We start from the raw sequence: 20796 nt of genomic DNA, 5'->3' as shown, positions 1-20796 counted from the left end.
CGGCGCGGCGGCAACGCCGCGCCACGATCCGCCGGCGCCATAAATGAAAAAGCCCGCTGCGAGAGCGGGCTTTGTGTTGGAAAGGAAAGCGCCGTGCGGCTTATTCGCCAGCCGATTCGGACAGCACCCGGCGGGCGCCGTTGAAGCGGCTCGTCCAGTAGCTCTGGTTCATGTCTTCCACACGCACTTCCGAGCCGGAGCGGGGGGAGTGGATGAATTTGCCATCGCCCACGTAGATGCCTACATGACTGAAGGCGCGGCGCATGGTGTTGAAGAAGACCAGATCGCCGGGCTTGAGCTCGCTGCGGTCGATCTTTTCGGTGGCGGCCGCCTGCTCTTCGGCGCGGCGGGGGAGGACCATGCCGATGGTCTGGTTGTACATCGCGCGGACAAAACCGCTGCAATCGAAACCGGTCTCGGCGTTGTTGCCGCCGCGACGGTAGGGCACGCCCAGGAAGCTCATCGCGCTGACCACCAGGTCGGAGGTCTTGTCGGCCACGGCCTGACGTGCGTGCTCGACGCGGCCGAGAAGACCTTTGTCGGCAAGGAGCTTGTCCATTTCCGTCGTCCGGTCGGTTGCTGGGGCAGCGTGTGCTGCGGTGGCAAGGAGCAGGGCCAGAGCGGGCAGGACGAAAATTCGCATGGGCCCGTAGGATATGGACGACACCTGGGCGTGTCAACCAATTTCGCGAATTGGAAGTCAGGCTTAAGTCATTGATTTGGAAGCGCTTTCAGCGATTGCTGAAAAATTCGGTTGTAACAGCGGCGCTCTTCATTGCCCCAGGTAGATTGAACCTCCCGCCCGCTCCTCCTGTCAGCGTGAAATAGTTGTCGGAAAACACGATCTGGTGAAGGAGTTGCGATGAACTTGTCTGCCCGTTTGTTGGCCGCTGCGATGGCGGCCCTGAGCGCTGGAGCGAGCAGCGCTCAGGAACTGCCGCCGCGCCCGCAGACCATCGTCTCGGGCCTCGAGCACCCCTGGGCGCTGGCCTTCCTGCCGGATGGGCGTTTTCTTGTCACGGAGCGCCCGGGCCGCCTTCGGGTGGTCGGGTCCGACGGCCACATGGCCTCACCCGTCGAGGGCCTGCCGCCCGTTGCCGCCGAAGGGCAGGGCGGCCTCCTGGACGTGGCACTGGATGCCGGATTCGCCGCCAACCGCACGCTGTACTTCTGCTTCGCGGAGCCCGGCCCCGGGGGAACCAACAGCACGGCGCTTGCACGTGCCGTGCTGTCGGCCGACGCGCGGCGGCTTGAGCAGGTCCGCGTGCTCTTCAGCCAACGGCCCAAAGTGGCGAGCCGGGCGCACTTTGGCTGCCGCATCGCCCAGGCGGCGGATGGCAAGCTTTTCCTGACGACGGGCGATCGCTTTTCGCGCAGCGCGGACGCCCAGCGGCTGGACAACCACCTCGGCAAGGTCATCCGCGTCGATGCCGAGGGCCGCGCACCCGCCGACAACCCGTTTGTCGGCCGCCCCGGTGCTCTGCCCGAGATCTGGAGCTACGGACACCGCAACATGCAGGGCGCCACCATCGGGCCCGATGGGCGCCTCTGGACCCACGAGCACGGCGCGCAGGGCGGCGACGAGATCAACATCGCGCACCCTGGCCGCAACTACGGTTGGCCGGTCATCACGCACGGCGTCAACTACGGCGGCGCACCCATCGGCGAGGGCATCAAGGCCAAGGAAGGGATGGAGCAGCCCCTGCACCAATGGACGCCATCCATCGCGCCTTCTGGCATGGCCTTCCTGACCAGTGACCGCTACGGGCCGGCGTGGAAGGGCAGCCTCCTGGTCGGTTCGCTCAAGTTCGGCCACCTGGACCGCATCGACATCCGGGACGGCAAGGTGGTCGGCGAGCAGAAGCTGCTGGCGTCCGCGCGCGAACGCATCCGCGACGTGCGGCAGGGGCCGGACGGGCTCATCTACGTGTTGACGGACGATGACGACGGCAAGCTGATCAGGCTGCAGCCGTGAGCACCAAACGACGCCGGGCCATCGTCGTGGCCCCGCCGGGAGATGGCGGGCGAGTGCGGCCTTCTCAGGGGCCCGTCGCGCTGCAGCGCGGCAACGGAGCCTGGGCCAGCAGCCGCTGCCAGAGCGGGCGCCAGGCTGGCCAGTCGTGCCCGCCCGGCGCTGTCAGCACGCGCTGCGGCGGCAAGGCTGGGGCCAGCACCTGGTGCGTGGGCGCCAGGCGGTCGTCGACGCCGAAGGCCAGGTAGAGCGGCATGCGGACCGCGCCGGGCCCGACATAACGCTGCAGGCAGGTCCAGGCCCGCACGCCGATGGCATCGGCCGTCTCGGCCGGTGGACGCCAGCGTCCCGGGCCGCCCTGGGCAGCCACCGCGGCGGCGGTCTGCGGCTCGCCCAGGTAGGGGGCGATGAGTAGAAGCCCGTCGACCTCCGCAGGATGCTCGTCGGCATAGAGCAACGCGCCCAGGCCGCCCAGCGAGATGCCGGCCAGCCAGATGTGGCGGTAGCCCTGCGCCCGCGCTGGCGCGATCACGTCGGCATGCAGCCGGTCGACCACGCTGCGGTCCTTGTAGTAGCCCATGTGGGCGTCCGCCCGGACGAGATCGGCCCGAAGGCCGGCCGTGTGGAAGGTCTCGATGAAGCCTTCGCTCGACAGCTCGTCCAGCGCCATGCCGCGGCCGGGCAGCAGCACGATCAACGTATCGGCGGGACTGCAGGCACCGGCGTCGCGCACCGTGGGCATCGGCACGACGGGCGTCCGTGGCAACCAACTGCAGCCGGGCAGCCCCGTCGCGGCGAGGGCTGCGGTCGCCCAGGCGAGGGCGCTTCGGCGCCGGACCGGCGCCTTCATGGCGCCGCCCCCTCCGTCGCGGATTTCGCCGCCCTGGCGTGCCGCAGAGGCGGGCGGGGCGCAACAGATGGAGCAGGGGGAGGGACAATCGCCAGCATGCGGCCCATTGTGGCCATCTCGTGTTTTTCCGTCCTGCTTCTTCTCTTTCGCGCCCCATGCTCCTCGACGCCGACCAATCCCAACTCCTGCTCATCGACTACCAGCCCCGGCTGATGCCCGCCATCCATGAGGGTGAGGCGATCCTGGCGAATGCGCAGCGGCTCGCGCAGATGGCCGGCCTGGCCGATGTGCCGGTGTTCGGCACCGAGCAGAACCCCTCCCGCCTGGGTCAGATGCCGGCCGAGTTGCGCGACCATTGCCGCCGGGTGATGGCCAAGATGCAGTTCAGTGCCGTGGCCGAGGGCCTGGGTGAATGGCTGCGTCCGCCGGCCCGGCCTGTGCAAGGCAATGCGCGCAGCCTGCCGCGCCACCTGCAGAAGCCGCAGGCCGCGGCACCCGAGCGCGCCAGCATCGTCATCGCCGGCTGCGAAGCCCATGTCTGCGTGCTGCAGACGGCGCTGGAACTGCTGGAGGACGAGTTCGAGGTCTGGGTGGTGACCGATGCCTGCGGCTCGCGCACCGAACGCAACCGCGATGCGGCCTTCGACCGTCTCGCTGGCGCCGGCGCGGAGCTGGTGACGACGGAAATGGTCGGCTTCGAGTGGCTGCGCAGCGCCGAGCATCCGGCCTTCAAGGAACTGCAGACCCTGATCCGCTGATCCGGCGCGGTGGCGGGAGCGCACGAGGGTGCACCCTGTCAGCCTGTCGCAAGGCCGTCTCCAATAATCGCGAATGCGGTGCTGCCCTTTCGGGTTGGTGCCGTCCACAAGGCGCACCTTCGACGCCCACGACAAGGAGACAAGCAGGCCATGAGCAGCTATCAGGAGTTCTACCGTCGTTCCATCGACGCGCCCGAGGCCTTCTGGGCCGAGCAGGCCCGGCTGATCGACTGGCGCCAGCCGCCCACCACCATCCTCGATCGCAGCCGGCTGCCGTTCACCAACTGGTTCGGTGGCGGCACCACCAACCTCTGCCACAACGCCATCGACCGCCACCTGCCGCAGCGGCAAAATGCGCCGGCGGTGATCGCCGTCTCCACCGAGACCGGCACCGAGCGCACCTACACCTACGGCGAACTGCACCGCGAGGTGCAGCAGATGGCCTCGATGCTGCGCAGCCTCGGGGTGGGGCGCGGCGACCGGGTGCTGATCTACATGCCCATGGTCGCTCCCGCCGTGTTCGCCATGCTGGCCTGCGCCCGGCTGGGTGCCATCCACAGCGTGGTCTTTGGCGGCTTCGCCAGCGCTTCGCTCGCGTCGCGCATCGACGATGCGCAGCCGAAGGTGATCATCAGTGCCGACGCCGGCTCGCGCGGCGGCAAGGTGGTGGCATACAAGCCGCTGCTGGACGAGGCGATCCGGCTCGCCACGCACAAGCCGTCGTCCGTGCTGTTGGCCGACCGTGCCCTGGCGCCCATGGACCTGGTCCCGGGCCGCGACCACCGGATGGATGAACTGGCGCCGGCCCATGCTCAGGCCGAGGTGCCCTGCGAATGGATGGACGCGGCGGACGTGAGCTACACGCTCTACACCAGCGGCACCACGGGCCGGCCCAAGGGCGTGCAGCGCGACGTGGGCGGCTACGCCGTGGCGCTGGCCGCCAGCATGCGACACATCTTCCAGGCCAGCCCGGGCGAGACCTATTTCTGTACCAGCGACATTGGCTGGGTGGTTGGCCACTGCTACATCGTGTACGGGCCGCTGATTGCGGGCATGGCGACCATCGTGTACGAGGGGCTGCCCACGCAGGGGCTGGACGGTCGGCCCGACGGGGCCATCTGGTGGCGACTGGTCGAGAAGTACAAGGTCAACGTGATGTTCTCCGCGCCGACGGCCGTGCGGGTGCTCAAGAAGCAGGATCCTGCGTTGCTGCGCAAGCACGACGTTTCCAGTCTGCGGGCGCTGTTCCTGGCGGGCGAGCCGCTGGACGAGCCGACCGCCCGCTGGATCAGCGACGGCCTGGGCGTGCCGATCATCGACAACTACTGGCAGACCGAGTCGGGCTGGCCCATCCTGACGGTGGCGCACGGCGTGGAGAAGCAGCCCACCAAGTTCGGCAGTCCGGGCGTGCCCATGTATGGCTTCAAGGTCAAGCTGGTCCACGAAACCACCGGCGAGGACCTCACGACGCCGGGCGAGAAGGGCGTGGTCGTGATCGAGTCGCCCACGCCGCCCGGCTTCATGCAGACCGTGTGGCGCGACGACGAGCGATTCATCAACACCTACTGGCGAAGCATCCCGGGTATCGAGGTCTATTCGACCTTCGACTGGGGCATCCGCGATGCCGATGGCTACTTCTACATCCTGGGCCGCACGGACGATGTGATCAACGTGGCCGGCCATCGGCTGGGCACGCGCGAGATCGAAGAGGCCATTTCCGCCCATCCGGCCGTCGCCGAGGTGGCGGTGGTCGGCGTGGCCGATGCGCTCAAAGGCCAGGTCGCGGTGGCGTTCGTGGTGCCGCGCGCGGGCGTCGGCGACGAGGCCGCCGCCCTGAGGCTGGAGGGCGAGGTCATGAAGACCGTCGCCGACAACCTGGGTGCGCTGGCGCGGCCGGCGCGGGTGCACTCGGTGGCGGCGTTGCCCAAGACGCGCAGCGGCAAGCTGCTGCGCCGCGCCCTGCAGGCCGTGTGCGAGCGGCGCGATCCCGGCGATCTGACCACCATCGACGACCCGACCAGCCTTCAGGCCATCCAGCGCCTGATCGGCTGAACTTCGTGGTGTGTTCTGTTGTCAGATTCGCGGCGCACAATGGTGCGTTCCGAATCACCGCGGCAGTGCGCGCGTGCGGCGTGGCACAATCCCGGGTGTACTCAGGCCCTTCCCCAGCCACAGTCGCATCCGCCATCCGGTTCAGCCGTGTCGCGGAAGGTTTTCTTAACCAGCTAATGCTTCCCCAAGGGAAGCGGAGGTCAGCGGAACATGAGCGATTCCCCCGCGTCCATCTACAACGCCTACCAAGGCAACAGTTACCTCTTCGGCGGCAATGCGCCCTATGTCGAAGAGATGTACGAGAACTATCTCGCCAATCCGGGAAGCGTGCCCGACAACTGGCGCTCGTACTTTGATGCACTCCAGCACGTGCCGGCGTCGGACGGAAGCGATTCCCGCGATGTTCCGCATCAACCTGTCATCAATGCCTTCGCCGAGCGCGCCAAGCAGGGCGGCACCCGCGTGGTCGAGGCCAGCGGCGCCGACTCCGAGCTGGGTCGCAAGCGCACCGCCGTCCAGCAGCTGATCGCCGCCTACCGCAACGTCGGCGCCCGCTGGGCCAACCTGGATCCGCTGCAGCGCGCCGAGCGTCCGGCCATCCCCGAGCTTGAGCCCTCGTTCTACGGCTTCGCCGATGCCGACCTCGAGACGGTCTTCAACACCAGCAACACCTTCTTCGGCCGCGACACCATGTCGCTGCGCGACCTGCTGAACGCCCTGCGCGAGACGTACTGCGGCACCATCGGCGTCGAGTACATGTACATGACCGACCAGGCGCAGAAGCGCTGGTGGCAGCAGAAGCTCGAAGCCGCACGCACCAACCCCAAGCTGAGCGCCGAGAAGAAGAAGCACGTGCTCGAGCGCCTGACGGCCGCCGAGGGCCTGGAGCGCTTCCTGCACACGAAGTACGTCGGCCAGAAGCGCTTCTCGCTCGAAGGCGGCGAAAGCTTCATCGTCGCCATGGACGAGCTGGTCAACGGTTCCGGCGCCAAGGGCGTGCAGGAAATCGTGATCGGCATGGCCCACCGCGGCCGCCTGAACGTGCTGGTCAACACCCTGGGCAAGGCGCCCAAGGACCTGTTCGCCGAGTTCGACCACACCGCCCCCGAAGACCTGCCCAGCGGCGACGTCAAGTACCACCAGGGCTTCAGCTCGGACGTGACCACGCCCAGCGGCCCGATGCACCTGAGCCTGGCCTTCAACCCCTCGCACCTGGAGATCGTGAACCCGGTGGTCGAGGGCTCGGTGCGTGCCCGCATGGACCGTCGCGGCGACAAGCGCGGCGCCTCGGTGCTGCCCGTGCTGGTGCACGGTGACGCGGCCTTTGCCGGCCAGGGCGTCATCATGGAGACGCTGGCCCTGGCCGAAACCCGCGGCTACTACACCGGCGGCACGATCCACATCGTCATCAACAACCAGATCGGCTTCACCACCTCCGATCCGCGCGACAGCCGCTCCACGCTGTATTGCACCGACGTCGTCAAGATGATCGAGGCGCCCGTGCTGCACGTGAACGGCGACGACCCGGAAGCCGTGGTGCTGTGCATGCAACTGGCCCTGGAATACCGCCAGGAGTTCAACAAGGACGTGGTCGTCGACATCATCTGCTTCCGCAAGCTGGGCCACAACGAGCAGGACACCCCCTCGCTCACCCAGCCGCTGATGTACAAGAAGATCGCCGCCCACCCTGGCACGCGCAAGCTGTACGCCGACAAGCTGGCGGCCCAGGGCCTGGGCGAGACGCTGGGTGACGACATGGTCAAGGCCCAGCGCGCCGCCTTCGACGCCGGCAAGAACACCGTCGACCCGGTGCTCACCGACTTCAAGCGCAAGTACGCTGTCGACTGGAGCGCCTTCGCCAATAAGAAGTGGACCGACGCTGCCGAGACCGCGCTGCCGCTGGCCGAGTGGAAGCGACTGGCCGAGAAGATCACCACGGTGCCGGAAGGCTTCACGGTGCATCCGCTGGTCAAGAAGGTGCTGGACGACCGCGCCGCCATGGGCCGCGGCGACGTCAACGTCGACTGGGGCATGGGCGAGCACATGGCCTTCGCCTCGCTGGTGGCCAGCGGTTACCCGGTGCGCCTGTCGGGCGAGGACTGCGGCCGCGGCACCTTCACCCACCGCCATTCGGTGCTGCACGACCAGAACCGTGAGAAGTGGGACACCGGCACCTACGTGCCGCTGCAGAACGTGGCCGAGAACCAGGCCCCGTTCGTCGTCATCGACTCCATCCTGTCCGAAGAGGCGGTGCTGGGCTTCGAATACGGCTATGCGTCCAACGACCCGAACACCCTGGTGATCTGGGAAGCCCAGTTCGGCGACTTCGCCAACGGCGCCCAGGTGGTGATCGACCAGTTCATCGCCTCGGGTGAAGTGAAGTGGGGCCGCCTGAACGGCCTGACCCTGATGCTGCCGCACGGCTATGAAGGCCAGGGCCCCGAGCACAGCTCGGCCCGCCTGGAGCGCTTCATGCAGTTGTCGGCCGACACCAACATCCAGGTGGTGCAGCCCACGACGGCCAGTCAGATCTTCCACCTGCTGCGTCGCCAGATGGTGCGCAACCTGCGCAAGCCGCTGGTCATCATGACCCCGAAGTCGCTGCTGCGTAACAAGGACGCGACCTCGCCGGTGTCGGAGTTCATCAAGGGCGGCTTCCAGACGGTCATCCCGGACGTCAAGGAACTGAAGGCCGACAAGGTCAAGCGCATCGTCGCCTGTTCGGGCAAGGTCTACTACGACCTGGCCAAGAAGCGCGAGGAGAAGGGCGCCGACGACGTGGCCATCATCCGCGTCGAGCAGCTCTACCCCTTCCCGCACAAGGCTTTCGCGGCCGAGGTCAAGAAGTACCCCAATGCGGCAGACATCGTGTGGTGCCAGGACGAGCCCCAGAACCAGGGTGCCTGGTTCTTCGTGCAGCACTACATCCACGAGAACATGCTCGACGGCCAGAAGCTGGGCTACTCCGGGCGTGCCGCCTCCGCGTCGCCGGCCGTGGGTTACGCCCACCTGCACCAGGAGCAGCAGAAGGCGCTGGTCGACGGCGCGTTCGGCAAGCTCAAGGGCTTCGTCCTGACCAAGTAAGTCCCCGCCACGGAGGCCGGCGCGTTGCGCCGGCCTGCTGTTCTTGCGCGCCCCATTTTTTTGTCGTTCGCGGGCGTGTTTCCCTCGAATAAGCAGAGTCCATAAAAATGTCCATCGTTGAAGTCAAGGTTCCCCAGTTGTCCGAGTCCGTGGCAGAAGCCACGATGCTGCAGTGGAAGAAGAAGGCCGGCGAAGCCGTCACGGCCGATGAAATCCTGATCGAGATCGAGACCGACAAGGTCGTGCTCGAAGTGCCGGCCCCGGCGTCCGGCGTGCTGGCCGAGATCGTCCAGGCCGACGGCGCCACCGTCGTCGCCGACCAGCTGATCGCCAAGATCGACACCGAAGGCAAGGCCGGCGCAGCCGCGCCCGCACCGGCTGCCGCCGCGGCTGCGCCCGCCGCATCGGCCCCGGCTGCCGCAGCGCCCGCCGCGACCGGTGGCGCCAAGTCCGACGTGGCCATGCCCGCCGCCGCCAAGCTGCTGGCCGACAACGGCCTGAAGACCAGCGACGTCGCCGGCTCCGGCAAGGACGGCCGCGTGACCAAGGGCGACGTGCTGTCGGCCGTGGCCGGTGGCGCCACCGCCGCCAAGGCACCTGCCGTTCAGATCCCGACCGGTGCCCCCAAGACCTCGCTGCCGCAGGTCGCCGCCCCCACCGCTGCCAACCTGGGCGACCGCCCCGAAGAGCGCGTGCCGATGAGCCGCCTGCGCGCCCGCATCGCCGAGCGCCTGCTGCAGTCGCAGTCCACCAACGCCATCCTGACCACCTTCAACGAGGTGAACATGGCCCCCGTGATGGACCTGCGCAAGAAGTTCCAGGACGCCTTCACCAAGGAGCACGGCACCAAGCTCGGCTTCATGAGCTTCTTCGTCAAGGCGGCCGTGCACGCCCTCAAGAAGTACCCGGTGCTCAACGCCTCGGTCGACGGCAACGACATCATCTATCACGGCTACTTCGACATCGGCATCGCCGTCGGTTCGCCGCGCGGCCTGGTGGTGCCGATCCTGCGCAATGCCGACCAGATGAGCTTCGCCGACATCGAGAAGAAGATCGCCGAGTTCGGCAAGAAGGCCCAGGAAGGCAAGCTGTCCATCGACGAGATGACCGGCGGCACCTTCTCCATCTCCAACGGCGGCACCTTCGGCTCCATGCTTTCGACGCCCATCATCAACCCGCCCCAGTCGGCCATCCTGGGCGTGCACGCCACCAAGGACCGTGCCGTGGTCGAGAACGGCCAGATCGTGGTGCGCCCGATGAACTATCTGGCGATGAGCTACGACCACCGCATCATCGACGGCCGCGAAGCCGTGCTGGGCTTGGTCGCGATGAAGGAAGCGCTGGAAGATCCCTCGCGCCTGCTCTTCGACATCTGATCGCCCCGGCTGCGTGAGCGATGGCGCTGCGCTGCACCCAGTACTTTCTCGCCACGCGCGAGCGCGACGACCGCAAGTCGATCGAGCTCGCGTGGATTGAGCGGGTGGTGCAGGCGCCGCAGCATCGCCATCTCCAGGAAGACGGCCGCAGGCGCCTGTGGGCGCCGGTGCCAGAGGCGGAAGGCCGATGGCTGCGCGTCGTGCTCCTGGAGGACGGCGAGACCGTCCACAATGCGTTTTTCGATCGGAGCTTCAGGCCATGAAGGTCACGTACTTCCAGGACACGGACACCCTCTACATCGAGTTCCGCAGCGGCCAGGTGGCCGAGACGCGCGACCTCGACGAGAGCACGCTGCTGGAGTTCGACGACCGGGGCCGCATGTGCGCCATGACGATCGAACACGCCAGCGAACGCGCAGACATTCCCGCCTTTTCATTCGAGCAGGTTGCCGCACGCCCCGTCGGCGCGCAACCGCACCAAGGACACCCATGAGCACCAAGCAATTCGACGTCATCGTCATCGGCGGTGGCCCCGGCGGCTACATCGCTGCCATCCGCGCGGCCCAACTGGGCTTCAACACCGCCTGCATCGACGAATGGAAGAACGGCAAGGGCGGCCCGGCACCGGGCGGCACCTGCACCAACGTGGGCTGCATCCCATCCAAGGCCCTGCTGCAGTCGTCCGAGCATTTCGAGCACGCCAACAAGCACTTCGCCGAGCACGGCATCACGGCCTCCGACGTCAAGATGGACGTGGCCAAGATGCTGGCCCGCAAGGACGGCGTGGTGAAGCAGAACAACGACGGCATCCTGTACCTGTTCAAGAAGAACAAGGTCAGCTTCTTCCACGGCCGCGGCTCCTTCGCGAAGGCAGCCGAAGGCGGTTACGAGATCAAGGTCGCCGGCGCTGCCGAAGAGACGCTGGTCGGCAAGCACATCATCGTGGCCACGGGCTCCAACGCCCGCCAGCTGCCCGGCGTGCCCTTCGACGAGGAGACCGTGCTGTCCAACGACGGCGCGCTGCGCGTCGGTGCCGTGCCCAAGAAGCTGGCGCTGATCGGCTCCGGCGTGATCGGCCTGGAGATGGGCTCCGTGTGGCGCCGCCTGGGTGCGGACGTCACCATCCTCGAAGGTCTGCCGACCTTCCTGGGCGCCGTGGACGAGCAGATCGCCAAGGAAGCCAAGAAGGCCTTCGACAAGCAGGGCCTGAAGGTCGAGCTGGGTGTGAAGGTGGGCGAGGTCGCCAAGACCCAGGCCGGCGTCACCATCGACTACACCGATGCCAAGGGCGAAGCCAAGAAGCTGGAAGCCGACAAGCTGATCGTCTCGATCGGCCGCGTGCCCAACACCATCGGCCTGAATGCCGAGGCCGTGGGCCTGAAGCTGGACGACCGCGGCGCCATCATCGTGGACGACGAGTGCAAGACCAGCCTGCCCAACGTGTGGGCCGTGGGCGACGTGGTGCGCGGCCCGATGCTGGCGCACAAGGCGGAAGAAGAGGGCGTGGCCGTGGCCGAGCGCATTGCCGGCCAGCATGGGCACGTCAACTTCAACACCATCCCCTGGGTGATTTACACCAGCCCCGAGATCGCGTGGGTAGGCCGCACCGAGCAGCAGCTCAAGGCCGATGGCGTGAAATACAAGGCCGGCACCTTCCCCTTCCTGGCGAACGGCCGCGCGCGCGCGCTGGGCGACACCACGGGCATGGTGAAGTTCCTGGCCGATGCAACGACCGACGAGATTCTGGGCGTGCACATCGTGGGCCCCATGGCCAGCGAGCTGATCTCGGAAGCCGTCGTCGCGATGGAGTTCAAGGCCTCGGCCGAGGACATCGCCCGCATCTGCCACGCGCACCCGTCGCTCTCCGAGGCGACCAAGGAAGCCGCGTTGGCCGTCGACAAGCGCACGCTGAACTTCTGAGTTGGCGCTCCCGTCCGTCAAGGAGGCCTACGAGGCCGAACTCAAGGGCCGCGGCTACACCGCCGATCCCGCGCAACTGCGCGCGGTCGACGCGCTGGACCGCTGCGCCCGCGAGTGGGCCGAGTACAAGGCCCAGCGCTCCAACGCCTTCAAGAAGCTGATCCATCGCCCGGCCGTGCCGCGCGGTGTCTACATGTATGGCGGCGTCGGGCGCGGCAAGAGCTTCCTGATGGACTGCTTCTTCAACGCGGTGCCCATCAACCGCAAGACACGCCTGCACTTCCACGAGTTCATGCGTGAGGTGCACCGTGAGCTGGCAGACCTGCAGGGCATCCAGAACCCGCTCGATGAGCTGGGCAAGCGCATCGCCAAGCGCTTCAAGCTGATCTGCTTCGACGAGTTCCACGTCGCCGACATCACCGACGCGATGATCCTGCATCGCCTGCTGGTGGCCTTGTTCGAGAACGGCGTGGGCTTCGTCACCACCTCCAATTTCAAGCCCGACGACCTGTACCCCGGCGGGCTGCACCGCGACCGCATCCTGCCGGCCATCGACCTGCTCAACGCGAAGCTCGAGGTCATCAACGTGGACAACGGCACCGACTACCGGCGCCGCACGCTGGAGCAGGTGCGCCTGTACATCACGCCCAACGACAGTGGCTCCGAGAAGGAGCTGCGCAAGATCTTTGACAAGCTGGCGGAGAAGGGCGACGACAACCCGGTGCTGAACATCGAGAAGCGCGAGATCCGCGCCCGGCGTCGTGCTGGCGGCGTGGTGTGGTTCGACTTCCGCACGCTGTGCGGCGGCCCGCGCTCGATGAACGACTACCTTGAGATTGCCAGCCAGTTCCACACCGTGCTGCTGTCCGACGTGCCCGAGATGCCGGTGCGCATGGCCTCGGAAGCGCGGCGTTTCACCTGGCTGGTGGACGTGTTCTACGATCGGCGGGTGAAGCTCGTGCTCTCGGCCGCGGTGCCGCCGGAGCAGCTCTACACCGAAGGGCCGCTGGCGCACGAGTTTCCGCGCACCGTCTCGCGACTGAACGAAATGCAGTCGGCCGAGTTCCTGGCGCTGGAGCGCCGTACCGTGGACACCCGCCTCACATGAGCTTTTCCCTTCGCCTTGTCGCGTTGATGCTGGTCGCCGTGCCGGCGGGCACCGTGCTTGCCCAATCCGCCGTGTCGGCGGCTGCGCCCGGTTCGGCACAGGCGGCGGACGAACGCGAGCGCATCGGCGTCGAGCGCAAGGCCGAAGAGGTGCGCTACTCGGCCCGCCGGGCTCAGTGCTACCAGCGCTTCGCCGTCGATGACTGCCTCAATGCCGAGAGCCGTCTGCACCGCGAGACGCTGGATGGGCTCAAGCGGCGTGAAGCCGTGCTCAATGATGCGGAGCGCCGCCAACGAGGCGAAGACGCCCTGCGCCGCATCCAGGACAAACAGGCCAACCCGCCTGCGCGCGACCTGCCCCAGGAACGCGACCGGAACCGGCAGGCCCAGCAGGACCGAGAGCAGCGCAACGCCGACCATGCGGCCAGCCGGGCCGCCACTGCCGCGCAGGCGTCGCAGCGCCGGCAGCAGTTCGAGGACCGGCAGAAGGCACAGGCCGAGAAGGCGGCCGAGCGGGCCCAGCGGCGCACCCAGGATGCCGCGGAGCGCGAACGCTACGAGCGTCGACAGGTCGACGCCCAGCAGCGTCGCGCAGACGCCCAGCGCCGCAATGCCGAGCGCACCAAGCCGCCGGCGGCGCCGCTGCCGGATCCGGCAGCCAAGCCCTGAGTCCGCACTCGCCAAGACGTGCCGCCGCGGTGCCCGCTTATGGGGCGGGCCCTCCATGTTGCAGGGCGGGCGCCGGCTTGGCGGCGAGCGGCTGAAGCCGCCGTATCGGCGGCCGTGCTCAGCGCCGCGGGCTGCTGTCCATGAACGCGTCGAGCGCGGCGGAGGAGGGCGTGGCCGGCTTGCCGGGCAGTTCCTCCACCTTCACCAGGATCAGCGACAGGTTGTCGCCCGCCCCGCCGGCGCGGCGACGCGCCTCGTTCACCAGCATCTCGGCCGCTGCGCGGGCCGGGTATCGCGCGATGACCGCTCCGAACTCCTCGGGCGTGAAGTAGTGCCAGAGCCCGTCAGAGCAGGCCATCAACGCGTCGCCGGGCTGGACGCCATCGATGGCCTCGAGGTCCATCGGCGGCAGGGTGGACTGCATGCCGAGGCAGCCCACGAGGATGTTGGCCTTCGGATGGCGCAAGGCCTCGTCCTCGTCCAGCTCGCCGCGCTGCACCAGCACCTCGACATAGGAATGGTCGCGCGTGCGGCGCACCAGGCGGCCGCGGCGGAACAGGTAGATGCGCGAATCGCCGGCGTGGATCCAGGCGCCCCGGCCATCGGGGTCGAGCAGGAAGGCCGCCACGGTGCTGTGCGGCTCCTGCTCGCTCGACAGCGCGGTCAGCCGGATCACGGTGTGGGCTTCGTCGACCAGTTGGCGCAGCAGCCGGTCGGGATCGTCCGTGCCCGGTGCATAGCGGGCGAACAGCTGCTGCGCGGTCATGATGACCTGCTCCGATGCCTTGCGGCCGCCGCTGCGGCCGCCCATGCCGTCGGCGACCACCGCGAGGAGGCAGCCCGGGCGCTGGGGATGCCCGATCAGGGCGACCTGATCCTGTTGGTAAGGCCGGTCTCCCTGGTGGAGACCCGTGGCAGCGGACAATCGGAAACCGGTGTGAGGCATTGGCGCGGTCGGCGCCGCGGCGCGCCAACGAGAAGGCTATGTGGCTGTCTGACACCCATTATCGAGCGATCCAGTGACACCGTTAAACACAATTCACAGTTTCTCCTTTGTCGAAAGCTTGTGTCTGCCAGGAGCGACGCCCAGGTGCCCTTCGACCGGGAGGAAAGGCTAGATGGCGCTCGCTGACGAGGTGATGGATGTCTTCGCCGACGGCGGGGCCTTGTCGCAGGCGGCGGACCAGTTCCGCGTGCGCGAGGGCCAGACGCAGATGGCGCTGGCCATCGCCCACACCGTGGCCGAAGGGGGGCAACTGGTGGTGGAGGCGGGCACGGGCGTGGGCAAGACCTTTTCGTACCTCGTGCCGGCCTTGCTGAGTGGCGAGCGGGTGCTGCTGTCGACCGCCACCAAGGCCTTGCAGGACCAGCTCTTCGGGCGCGACCTGCCACGTCTGCTGGAGGCGCTCAACCTGCCGCTGCGCACTGCCTTGCTCAAGGGACGGGGCAGCTACCTCTGCCTGCACCGCATGGCCCAGGCCCGGCATGACGCCGGGGGGGAGCGGGGCGTGGCCCATGCGCTGGCCAAGGTCGAGCGCTGGGCGCTCACCACGCGCACCGGCGACCTGGCCGAGCTGCCGGGCCTGGACGAGCGCTCGCCGGTCATTCCGCTGGTCACCTCCACCCGCGACAACTGCCTGGGCCAGCAGTGCCCGCAGTTCAAGGCCTGCCACGTCAACCTGGCCCGGCGCGAGGCGCTGGCGGCGGACGTGGTGGTCATCAACCACCACCTGTTCTTCGCCGACCTCGCGGTGCGCGAGTCGGGCATGGCCGAGCTGCTGCCCAGCGTGCGCGTGGTGATCTTCGACGAGGCACACCAGCTCAACGAGACGGGCGTGCAGTTCCTCGGCCTGCAACTGGGTACCGGGCAGGTGCTGGACTTTGCGCGCGACCTGCTCGCCGCCGGGCTGCAGCAGGCACGCGGCCTGGCCGACTGGCAGGACGTGGCCGGCAAGCTCGAGCACGCGGCCCGCGAACTGCGCATGGTGGCCGGCAAGGGCTGGCCCGGCGCCAAGCTGCGCTGGAACGGCGCCGCCCCCGAAGGCATCGGCGCCACCCATTGGCAGGGCGGCCTGGACACCCTGCGCCGCGCCGCGGAAGACGCCGCTGTCGCGCTGGACACGGTCAGCGAGCTTTCCCCCGACTTCGTCCGCCTGGCCGAGCGCGCCGGCCTGCTGGTCGAGCGGGCAGGCCTGCTGACCGAACCGTGCCCGCCCGATGCGGTGCGCTGGGTCGACATCGGCACCCAGCTGCGACTCGTGCAGTCACCGCTGGACATCGCCGATGCGGTGCGCAAGCGCGTGCTCAAGGCCGACCGCCCGGCGCCGTCCCCGCAGGAGCAGGGCGGGGAGTCGCGCAGCCGTGCCTGGATCTTCACCTCGGCCACGCTGGGCGACGACCCGCAACTGCGCTGGTTCACCGAGCCGTGCGGCCTGGACGAAGCGCAGGTGCTGCGCGTGGCCAGCCCCTTCGACTATGCGCAGCAGGCCGCGCTCTATGTGCCGCGGCAGTTTCCCCGGCCCGCCGATGCCGGCCATCCGGACGCCGTGGCGGCGCTGGCGGCCAAGGGCGCGCTGCGGCTGGGTGGCCGCACGCTGGTGCTGACGACCACGCTGCGCGCGCTGCGCACCATCGGCGACGGCCTGCGCGAGCGCCTGCGTGCCGCCGGCAGCGACGTCGATGTGCTGGTGCAGGGCGAGTGGCCCAAGCGCGTACTGATGGAGCGCTTCCGCGCGGGCGCCGACGCGGGCGCGACCGGTTGCGTGCTGGTGGCCTCCGCCTCGTTCTGGGAGGGCTTCGACGCGCCGGGCGATGTGCTGCAACTCGTGGTGATCGACAAGCTGCCCTTCCCGCCGCCGGGCGATCCGCTGGTGGAGGCGCGCACGCGCCGGCTGGAGTCGCAGGGCCGCAGCGGCTTCGGCGACTACTCCATCCCCGAGGCGGCCGTGGCGCTCAAGCAGGGCGCGGGCCGGCTCATCCGGCGCGAAAGCGACCGTGGCGTGCTGGTCGTGTGCGACACGCGCCTGGTGTCCATGGGCTACGGCCGCCGCCTGCTCGCCGCGCTGCCGCCCATGCGCCGGCTGGCGGCCGAGGCCGACTTCGAGCAGGCACTCGACGATCTGACGCAGCCCCCCGGCTGAACGGACGAAAGGCCGCGCGCCCATGTTCCAGAGGCCGCCTTCGGGCGGCTTTTTCATGGGTATTTCGGTCGCCGTCGATGACCCGGCGAAGCCCGGGAAAACGGGCGTCTACGTGTATTTGCGTAGCCGCTTCTTCGTGTTAACCCGGAGGAAAAGTCACCGATGCGACGCCTGCGCGCCGCAGGGGCCCTCCGGTACGTAATTCCCCTCTGCAGTCGGTCAGATTCCGATCAGTGTGGCAGCCGGAGCATCCCCTCCGCCCCAGCAGCTGCGGCTGCAAAGGAGACATTGGCACCCCGCCGGATCCCCCGGCGCGAGAGGGACCAACCGATCCACAACATCAACATGACGACGCTTCGCCTCCCCTTATGAACGATCGCAACCTCAACCGAGGCTTGTTCCTCATCGCGCTTGCACTGCTGTTCGGCGTGCCGGCCTTCAACTACCAGATCGGCAGCTTCGCGCACGCCGGCCCGGGCCTGTTCCCGGCCATGGTCAGCGGCATGCTGCTGGCCATCGGGATCATCACCGTGATCCGCTCGCGCTTCGTCAAGCCGATCCCGATGTCGGTCAACTTCAAGAACATCGCGATCATCCTGGCCAGCCTGTGCACCTTCGCGCTCGTGTCCACCTACGTGAACATGACCGTGGGCATCGTCGTCATGGTGTTCATCGCCTCGCTGGCGGCCAGCGGCAAGTATTCCTGGGTACGCAACGTTAAGGTGGCGGTGGTGCTCGTGGGTTTCGCCTTCGGCTTCCAGAAGCTGCTGGGCCTGAACCTTCCCCTGTACTGATCGGAGCCTGCACACCATGGAAGCTCTCCATAACCTGGCGTTCGGCTTCGAGCACGCGCTGACCATCCACAACCTGATGTACTGCGCCATCGGCTGCGTGGTCGGCACCCTGGTGGGCCTGCTGCCCGGCCTGGGCCCGCTGGCCACCATCAGCCTGCTGCTGCCGCTGACGTACTCCATCGACACCACCGGCGCGCTGATCATGCTGGCCGGCATCTACTACGGGGCGCAGTACGGCGACAGCGTGTCGGCGATCACGATGAAGATCCCGCACGCGAGTTCGATCGTGGCCTGTATCGACGGCTACGCGATGACGCTCAAGGGCAAGACGGGCCTGGCGCTGTTCACGGCCGGCTTCTCCAGCTTCATCGGCGGCACCGTGGCCATCATCGTGCTGACCTTCCTGGCGCCCAAGCTGGGCGAGGTGGCTTTCCTGTTCGGCCCCGCGGACTACTGCGCGCTGATGATGGTGGGCTTCGTCTGCGTGAGCTTCGTGACCACCGGCAGCCTGCTCAACGGCCTGGCCATGTGCCTGATCGGCGTGCTGCTCGGCCAGATCGGCACCGACGTCAACAGCGGCGTGCAGCGCTACACCATGGACCTGCCCTTCCTCGCCGACGGCGTGGGCCTGGTCAGCATCGCGCTGGGCTGCTTCGGCATCGCCGAGATCACCAAGAACCTCGACAGCGGTGAAGAGCGCTCGCCCTTCAACGGCAAGATCCACCTGATGCCCACCTGGGAAGAGTTCAAGCGGATCATCCCCAGCGCCCTGCGCGGCAGCGTGATCGGCTCCTTCCTGGGCATCCTGCCCGGCGGCGGCCCGGCCATCGCCCAGTTCGCGGCCTACGCCATCGACAAGAAGGTCAGCAAGTACAAGCACGAGATCGGCACCGGCTGTATCGAAGGCGTGGCCGGCCAGGCCGCAGCCGACGAAGCCGCAGCCCGCACCAGCTTCATTCCGCTGATGTCCATCGGCATCCCCGAGAACGCCGTGATGGCGCTGATGATGGCCGCCTTCATCATCAAGGGCATCCAGCCCGGCCCGAACATGATCGCCGGTCACCCGGAACTGTTCTGGGGCCTGGTCGCCTCGATGTGGGTCGGCAACTGCTTCCTGATCATCCTGAACGTGCCGCTGGTGCGCTACTGGCTGTCGGTCTTCAAGATCCCGTACGCCGTGCTCTTCCCGGGCATCCTGTTCTTCTGTTGCATCGGCACGTACAGCGTCAACAACAACCTCGAAGACCTGTACATCACCGCCGCCTTCGGCCTGCTGGGCTTCCTGTTCATGAAGTTCGACCTGGATGCCGCGCCGCTGATGCTGGGCTTCATTCTGGGCCCGATGCTGGAAGAGAACTTCCGCCGCACGCTGCTGCTGAGCCGCGGCAGCTTCGGCATCTTCTTCGACCGGCCCATCAGCGGCACGCTGCTGTCGCTGATCGGTGTGTTCATCGCATGGCAGACCATCGGCTTCTTCATCAAGACGAAGAAGCAGAAGAACGGAGCCGCCGCATTGCCGGCGGCGCACGAGACCGCCTGAGCGCGCGTGCAATCCACTGCAGAAGGGGCCTTCGGGCCCCTTCTGCTTTTTGGGCGCGGCCGCACAGTGCCCATGGGCGGGTTGAGGCCCGCATCCTCGCGCGGGCCGATCCCCGCGATGCCACCGGCGCCGGTCTGATGGCCCCGCGACAGCAGCGCTTGCTGGCGGCACCCACAATGAGCGCCCCGTCGCCCGCTGCCATCCGCTGCGGCGCTTTCATCCCTCTTCCGGAGACGTCCATGCCCGAGATCCTCCCCGCCACCGCCCTGCAACTGCGCTCGCTCGTCCAGGCCGACGGCACGCTGCGGATCAGCCTGGAAGGGGTGCCCGTACCGCAACCTGGCGCCGACGAGGTGCTGATCCGCGTGCAGGCGACGCCCATCAATCCCTCCGACATCGGCCTGCTGCTCGGCCCTGCGGACCTTTCGACCGTGCAGGTCTCGGGCAGCGCGGAGCGCCCCGTGGTGATTGCGCGCATCCCGGAGCGCGCCATGCCCGCCGTGGCCGCCCGCGTGGGCCAGAGCCTGCCGGTGGGCAACGAAGGCGCCGGCCTGGTGGTGGCCGCAGGTTCCTCGCCGGCCGCGCAGGCGCTGCTGGGCCGCACCGTGGCCCTGATCGGCGGCGCCATGTATGCGCAGTACCGCACCATGCCTGCGGCCCAGTGCCTGCTGCTGCCCGAGGATGCAACGGCGGCGGATGGCGCCTCCTGCTTCGTCAACCCGCTCACCTCGCTGGGCATGGTCGAGACCATGAAGCGCGAGGGCCACACGGCACTGGTGCACACGGCGGCCGCCAGCAACCTGGGCCAGATGCTCAACCGCATCTGCCTGAAGGACGGCATCGGCCTGGTGAACATCGTGCGCAAGCCCGAGCAGGCGGCGCTGCTTCACGGGCAGGGGGCCGTGCATGTGTGCGACAGCAGCGCGCCGGACTTCATGGCCCAGCTCACCGAGGCGCTGGTAGCCACCGGCGCGACCATCGGCTTCGACGCCACCGGCGGCGGCACGCTGGCCGGCCAGATCCTGCAGTGCATGGAGGCGTCCATTGCGCGCCGAACGCCCAGCGAATACAGCCGCTACGGCTCGTCGGTGCACAAGCAGGTCTATCTGTACGGTGGCCTGGACACGCGGCCCACCGAGATCCACCGCAGCTTCGGCATGGCCTGGGGCGTGGGCGGCTGGCTGCTCTTTCCCTTCCTGCAGAAGATTGGCGAGCCGGCGGCGCAGGCGCTGCGTGCGCGCGTCGCGGCCGAGCTCAAGACGACCTTTGCGAGCCACTACGCGCGGACCGTGTCGCTGGCGGGCGCACTGAGTGCCGATGCCATCGCCTTCTACGGCGCGCGCAACACGGGCGCGAAGGTGCTGATCGATCCGTCGCGCTGAACTGAAAAGCACCCCCATGCCGCTTCGCGGCTCCGCCTCTCTCGCGCCTTCGGCTTGGAGGGGGCGCACCCCGCGGCCTGGCGAAGCCAGTTCCGCGGGTGCCCTGGCATGGCCTGCTCCGCGGCCGCATGATTCGAATCGGTGCGCCTGTG

General features: G+C 68.0%; 17 protein-coding genes. 14 read left to right on the top strand and 3 right to left on the bottom strand.

The window, feature by feature from the left end; all coding sequences use genetic code 11:
- Nucleotides 1-100: 100 nt before the first annotated feature.
- Complete coding sequence (locus tag KBC94_RS19550) at nt 101-643, bottom strand: C40 family peptidase (protein ID WP_234192093.1); 543 nt, start codon at nt 641-643, stop codon at nt 101-103.
- A 252-nt stretch (nt 644-895) separates the two neighbouring features.
- Here KBC94_RS19550 and KBC94_RS19545 point away from each other — a divergent pair, with 252 nt between their 5' ends.
- Nucleotides 896-1975, top strand: a complete 1080-nt coding sequence (locus KBC94_RS19545) for a PQQ-dependent sugar dehydrogenase (protein WP_294373831.1) — start codon at nt 896-898, stop codon at nt 1973-1975.
- 64 nt (nt 1976-2039) lie between these two features.
- Here KBC94_RS19545 and KBC94_RS19540 read toward each other — a convergent pair whose 3' ends face one another.
- Entirely contained in the window at nt 2040-2714 is a 675-nt protein-coding gene (locus KBC94_RS19540) for an alpha/beta hydrolase (RefSeq protein WP_294374158.1), read from the bottom strand.
- Between the two features lie 263 nt (nt 2715-2977).
- Between KBC94_RS19540 and KBC94_RS19535 the strand changes: the two genes are divergently transcribed.
- The 9 genes from KBC94_RS19535 to KBC94_RS19495 all read left to right on the top strand — a co-directional run bounded on the left by KBC94_RS19535 (nt 2978) and on the right by KBC94_RS19495 (nt 13788).
- Nucleotides 2978-3580, top strand: a complete 603-nt coding sequence (locus KBC94_RS19535) for an isochorismatase family protein (RefSeq protein ID WP_294373829.1) — start codon at nt 2978-2980, stop codon at nt 3578-3580.
- Nucleotides 3581-3730: 150 nt separating this feature from the next.
- Entirely contained in the window at nt 3731-5632 is a 1902-nt protein-coding gene (locus KBC94_RS19530) for a propionate--CoA ligase (RefSeq protein ID WP_294373825.1), read from the top strand.
- Nucleotides 5633-5842: 210 nt separating this feature from the next.
- Complete coding sequence (locus KBC94_RS19525) at nt 5843-8716, top strand: 2-oxoglutarate dehydrogenase E1 component (RefSeq protein WP_294373823.1); 2874 nt, start codon at nt 5843-5845, stop codon at nt 8714-8716.
- A 107-nt stretch (nt 8717-8823) separates the two neighbouring features.
- Nucleotides 8824-10092, top strand: a complete 1269-nt coding sequence (gene odhB, locus KBC94_RS19520) for a 2-oxoglutarate dehydrogenase complex dihydrolipoyllysine-residue succinyltransferase (RefSeq protein ID WP_294373818.1) — start codon at nt 8824-8826, stop codon at nt 10090-10092.
- A 20-nt stretch (nt 10093-10112) separates the two neighbouring features.
- Nucleotides 10113-10355 carry a hypothetical protein gene (locus tag KBC94_RS19515; protein ID WP_294373816.1) on the top strand — a complete coding sequence of 81 codons (243 nt, stop codon included), beginning with the start codon at nt 10113-10115 and terminating at the stop codon, nt 10353-10355.
- On the top strand, nt 10352-10585 hold the full coding sequence (locus KBC94_RS19510) for a DUF2283 domain-containing protein (RefSeq protein ID WP_294373814.1): 234 nt from the start codon (nt 10352-10354) through the stop codon (nt 10583-10585). Before KBC94_RS19515 ends, KBC94_RS19510 begins: the two co-directional genes overlap by 4 nt.
- Nucleotides 10582-12012 carry a dihydrolipoyl dehydrogenase gene (gene lpdA / locus KBC94_RS19505; protein ID WP_294373812.1) on the top strand — a complete coding sequence of 477 codons (1431 nt, stop codon included), beginning with the start codon at nt 10582-10584 and terminating at the stop codon, nt 12010-12012. Before KBC94_RS19510 ends, lpdA begins: the two co-directional genes overlap by 4 nt.
- 1 nt (nt 12013) lies before the next feature.
- A complete protein-coding gene (gene zapE, locus KBC94_RS19500) occupies nt 12014-13120 on the top strand; it encodes a cell division protein ZapE (RefSeq protein ID WP_294373811.1) in 1107 nt (368 codons plus the stop codon).
- A complete protein-coding gene (locus KBC94_RS19495) occupies nt 13117-13788 on the top strand; it encodes a hypothetical protein (RefSeq protein ID WP_294373809.1) in 672 nt (223 codons plus the stop codon). The genes zapE and KBC94_RS19495 overlap by 4 nt, the downstream gene beginning before the upstream one ends.
- 118 nt (nt 13789-13906) lie before the next feature.
- Here KBC94_RS19495 and KBC94_RS19490 read toward each other — a convergent pair whose 3' ends face one another.
- Entirely contained in the window at nt 13907-14734 is an 828-nt protein-coding gene (locus KBC94_RS19490; RefSeq protein WP_294373806.1) for a protein phosphatase 2C domain-containing protein, read from the bottom strand.
- 172 nt (nt 14735-14906) lie between these two features.
- On the opposite strand from KBC94_RS19490, the gene KBC94_RS19485 reads away from it, so the two are divergent.
- The 4 genes from KBC94_RS19485 (at nt 14907) to KBC94_RS19470 (ending at nt 20644) form a co-directional block, all read left to right on the top strand.
- The gene (locus KBC94_RS19485) at nt 14907-16928 is read left to right on the top strand and encodes an ATP-dependent DNA helicase (RefSeq protein ID WP_294373804.1); all 2022 of its coding nucleotides are present in this window, start codon (nt 14907-14909) and stop codon (nt 16926-16928) included.
- A gap of 368 nt (nt 16929-17296) precedes the next feature.
- On the top strand, nt 17297-17722 hold the full coding sequence (locus tag KBC94_RS19480) for a tripartite tricarboxylate transporter TctB family protein (RefSeq protein ID WP_114804351.1): 426 nt from the start codon (nt 17297-17299) through the stop codon (nt 17720-17722).
- Between the two features lie 16 nt (nt 17723-17738).
- The gene (locus tag KBC94_RS19475) at nt 17739-19262 is read left to right on the top strand and encodes a tripartite tricarboxylate transporter permease (RefSeq protein WP_294373801.1); all 1524 of its coding nucleotides are present in this window, start codon (nt 17739-17741) and stop codon (nt 19260-19262) included.
- 239 nt (nt 19263-19501) lie between these two features.
- Entirely contained in the window at nt 19502-20644 is a 1143-nt protein-coding gene (locus KBC94_RS19470; protein WP_294373798.1) for a zinc-binding dehydrogenase, read from the top strand.
- Nucleotides 20645-20796 lie beyond the last annotated feature (152 nt).

The organism is Pseudacidovorax sp. (assembly GCF_017991995.1).
Lineage (GTDB): Bacteria > Pseudomonadota > Gammaproteobacteria > Burkholderiales > Burkholderiaceae_C > Xenophilus.
This window is presented reverse-complemented; position numbering and strand designations above follow the sequence as displayed.

What these genes read in the sequence shown, in the direction of transcription:
- KBC94_RS19495 (WP_294373809.1), top strand. Translation starts at nt 13,117, where the DNA reads ATGAGCTTTTCCCTTCGCCTTGTCGCGTTGATGCTGGTCGCCGTGCCG.
- KBC94_RS19470 (WP_294373798.1), top strand. Translation starts at nt 19,502, where the DNA reads ATGCCCGAGATCCTCCCCGCCACCGCCCTGCAACTGCGCTCGCTCGTC.
- KBC94_RS19540 (WP_294374158.1), bottom strand. Translation starts at nt 2,714, where the DNA reads ATGCCCACGGTGCGCGACGCCGGTGCCTGCAGTCCCGCCGATACGTTG.
- KBC94_RS19480 (WP_114804351.1), top strand. Translation starts at nt 17,297, where the DNA reads ATGAACGATCGCAACCTCAACCGAGGCTTGTTCCTCATCGCGCTTGCA.
- KBC94_RS19530 (WP_294373825.1), top strand. Translation starts at nt 3,731, where the DNA reads ATGAGCAGCTATCAGGAGTTCTACCGTCGTTCCATCGACGCGCCCGAG.
- KBC94_RS19545 (WP_294373831.1), top strand. Translation starts at nt 896, where the DNA reads ATGGCGGCCCTGAGCGCTGGAGCGAGCAGCGCTCAGGAACTGCCGCCG.
- KBC94_RS19490 (WP_294373806.1), bottom strand. Translation starts at nt 14,734, where the DNA reads ATGCCTCACACCGGTTTCCGATTGTCCGCTGCCACGGGTCTCCACCAG.
- KBC94_RS19535 (WP_294373829.1), top strand. Translation starts at nt 2,978, where the DNA reads ATGCTCCTCGACGCCGACCAATCCCAACTCCTGCTCATCGACTACCAG.
- lpdA (WP_294373812.1), top strand. Translation starts at nt 10,582, where the DNA reads ATGAGCACCAAGCAATTCGACGTCATCGTCATCGGCGGTGGCCCCGGC.
- KBC94_RS19475 (WP_294373801.1), top strand. Translation starts at nt 17,739, where the DNA reads ATGGAAGCTCTCCATAACCTGGCGTTCGGCTTCGAGCACGCGCTGACC.
- KBC94_RS19525 (WP_294373823.1), top strand. Translation starts at nt 5,843, where the DNA reads ATGAGCGATTCCCCCGCGTCCATCTACAACGCCTACCAAGGCAACAGT.
- odhB (WP_294373818.1), top strand. Translation starts at nt 8,824, where the DNA reads ATGTCCATCGTTGAAGTCAAGGTTCCCCAGTTGTCCGAGTCCGTGGCA.
- KBC94_RS19485 (WP_294373804.1), top strand. Translation starts at nt 14,907, where the DNA reads ATGGCGCTCGCTGACGAGGTGATGGATGTCTTCGCCGACGGCGGGGCC.
- KBC94_RS19510 (WP_294373814.1), top strand. Translation starts at nt 10,352, where the DNA reads ATGAAGGTCACGTACTTCCAGGACACGGACACCCTCTACATCGAGTTC.
- KBC94_RS19550 (WP_234192093.1), bottom strand. Translation starts at nt 643, where the DNA reads ATGCGAATTTTCGTCCTGCCCGCTCTGGCCCTGCTCCTTGCCACCGCA.
- KBC94_RS19515 (WP_294373816.1), top strand. Translation starts at nt 10,113, where the DNA reads ATGGCGCTGCGCTGCACCCAGTACTTTCTCGCCACGCGCGAGCGCGAC.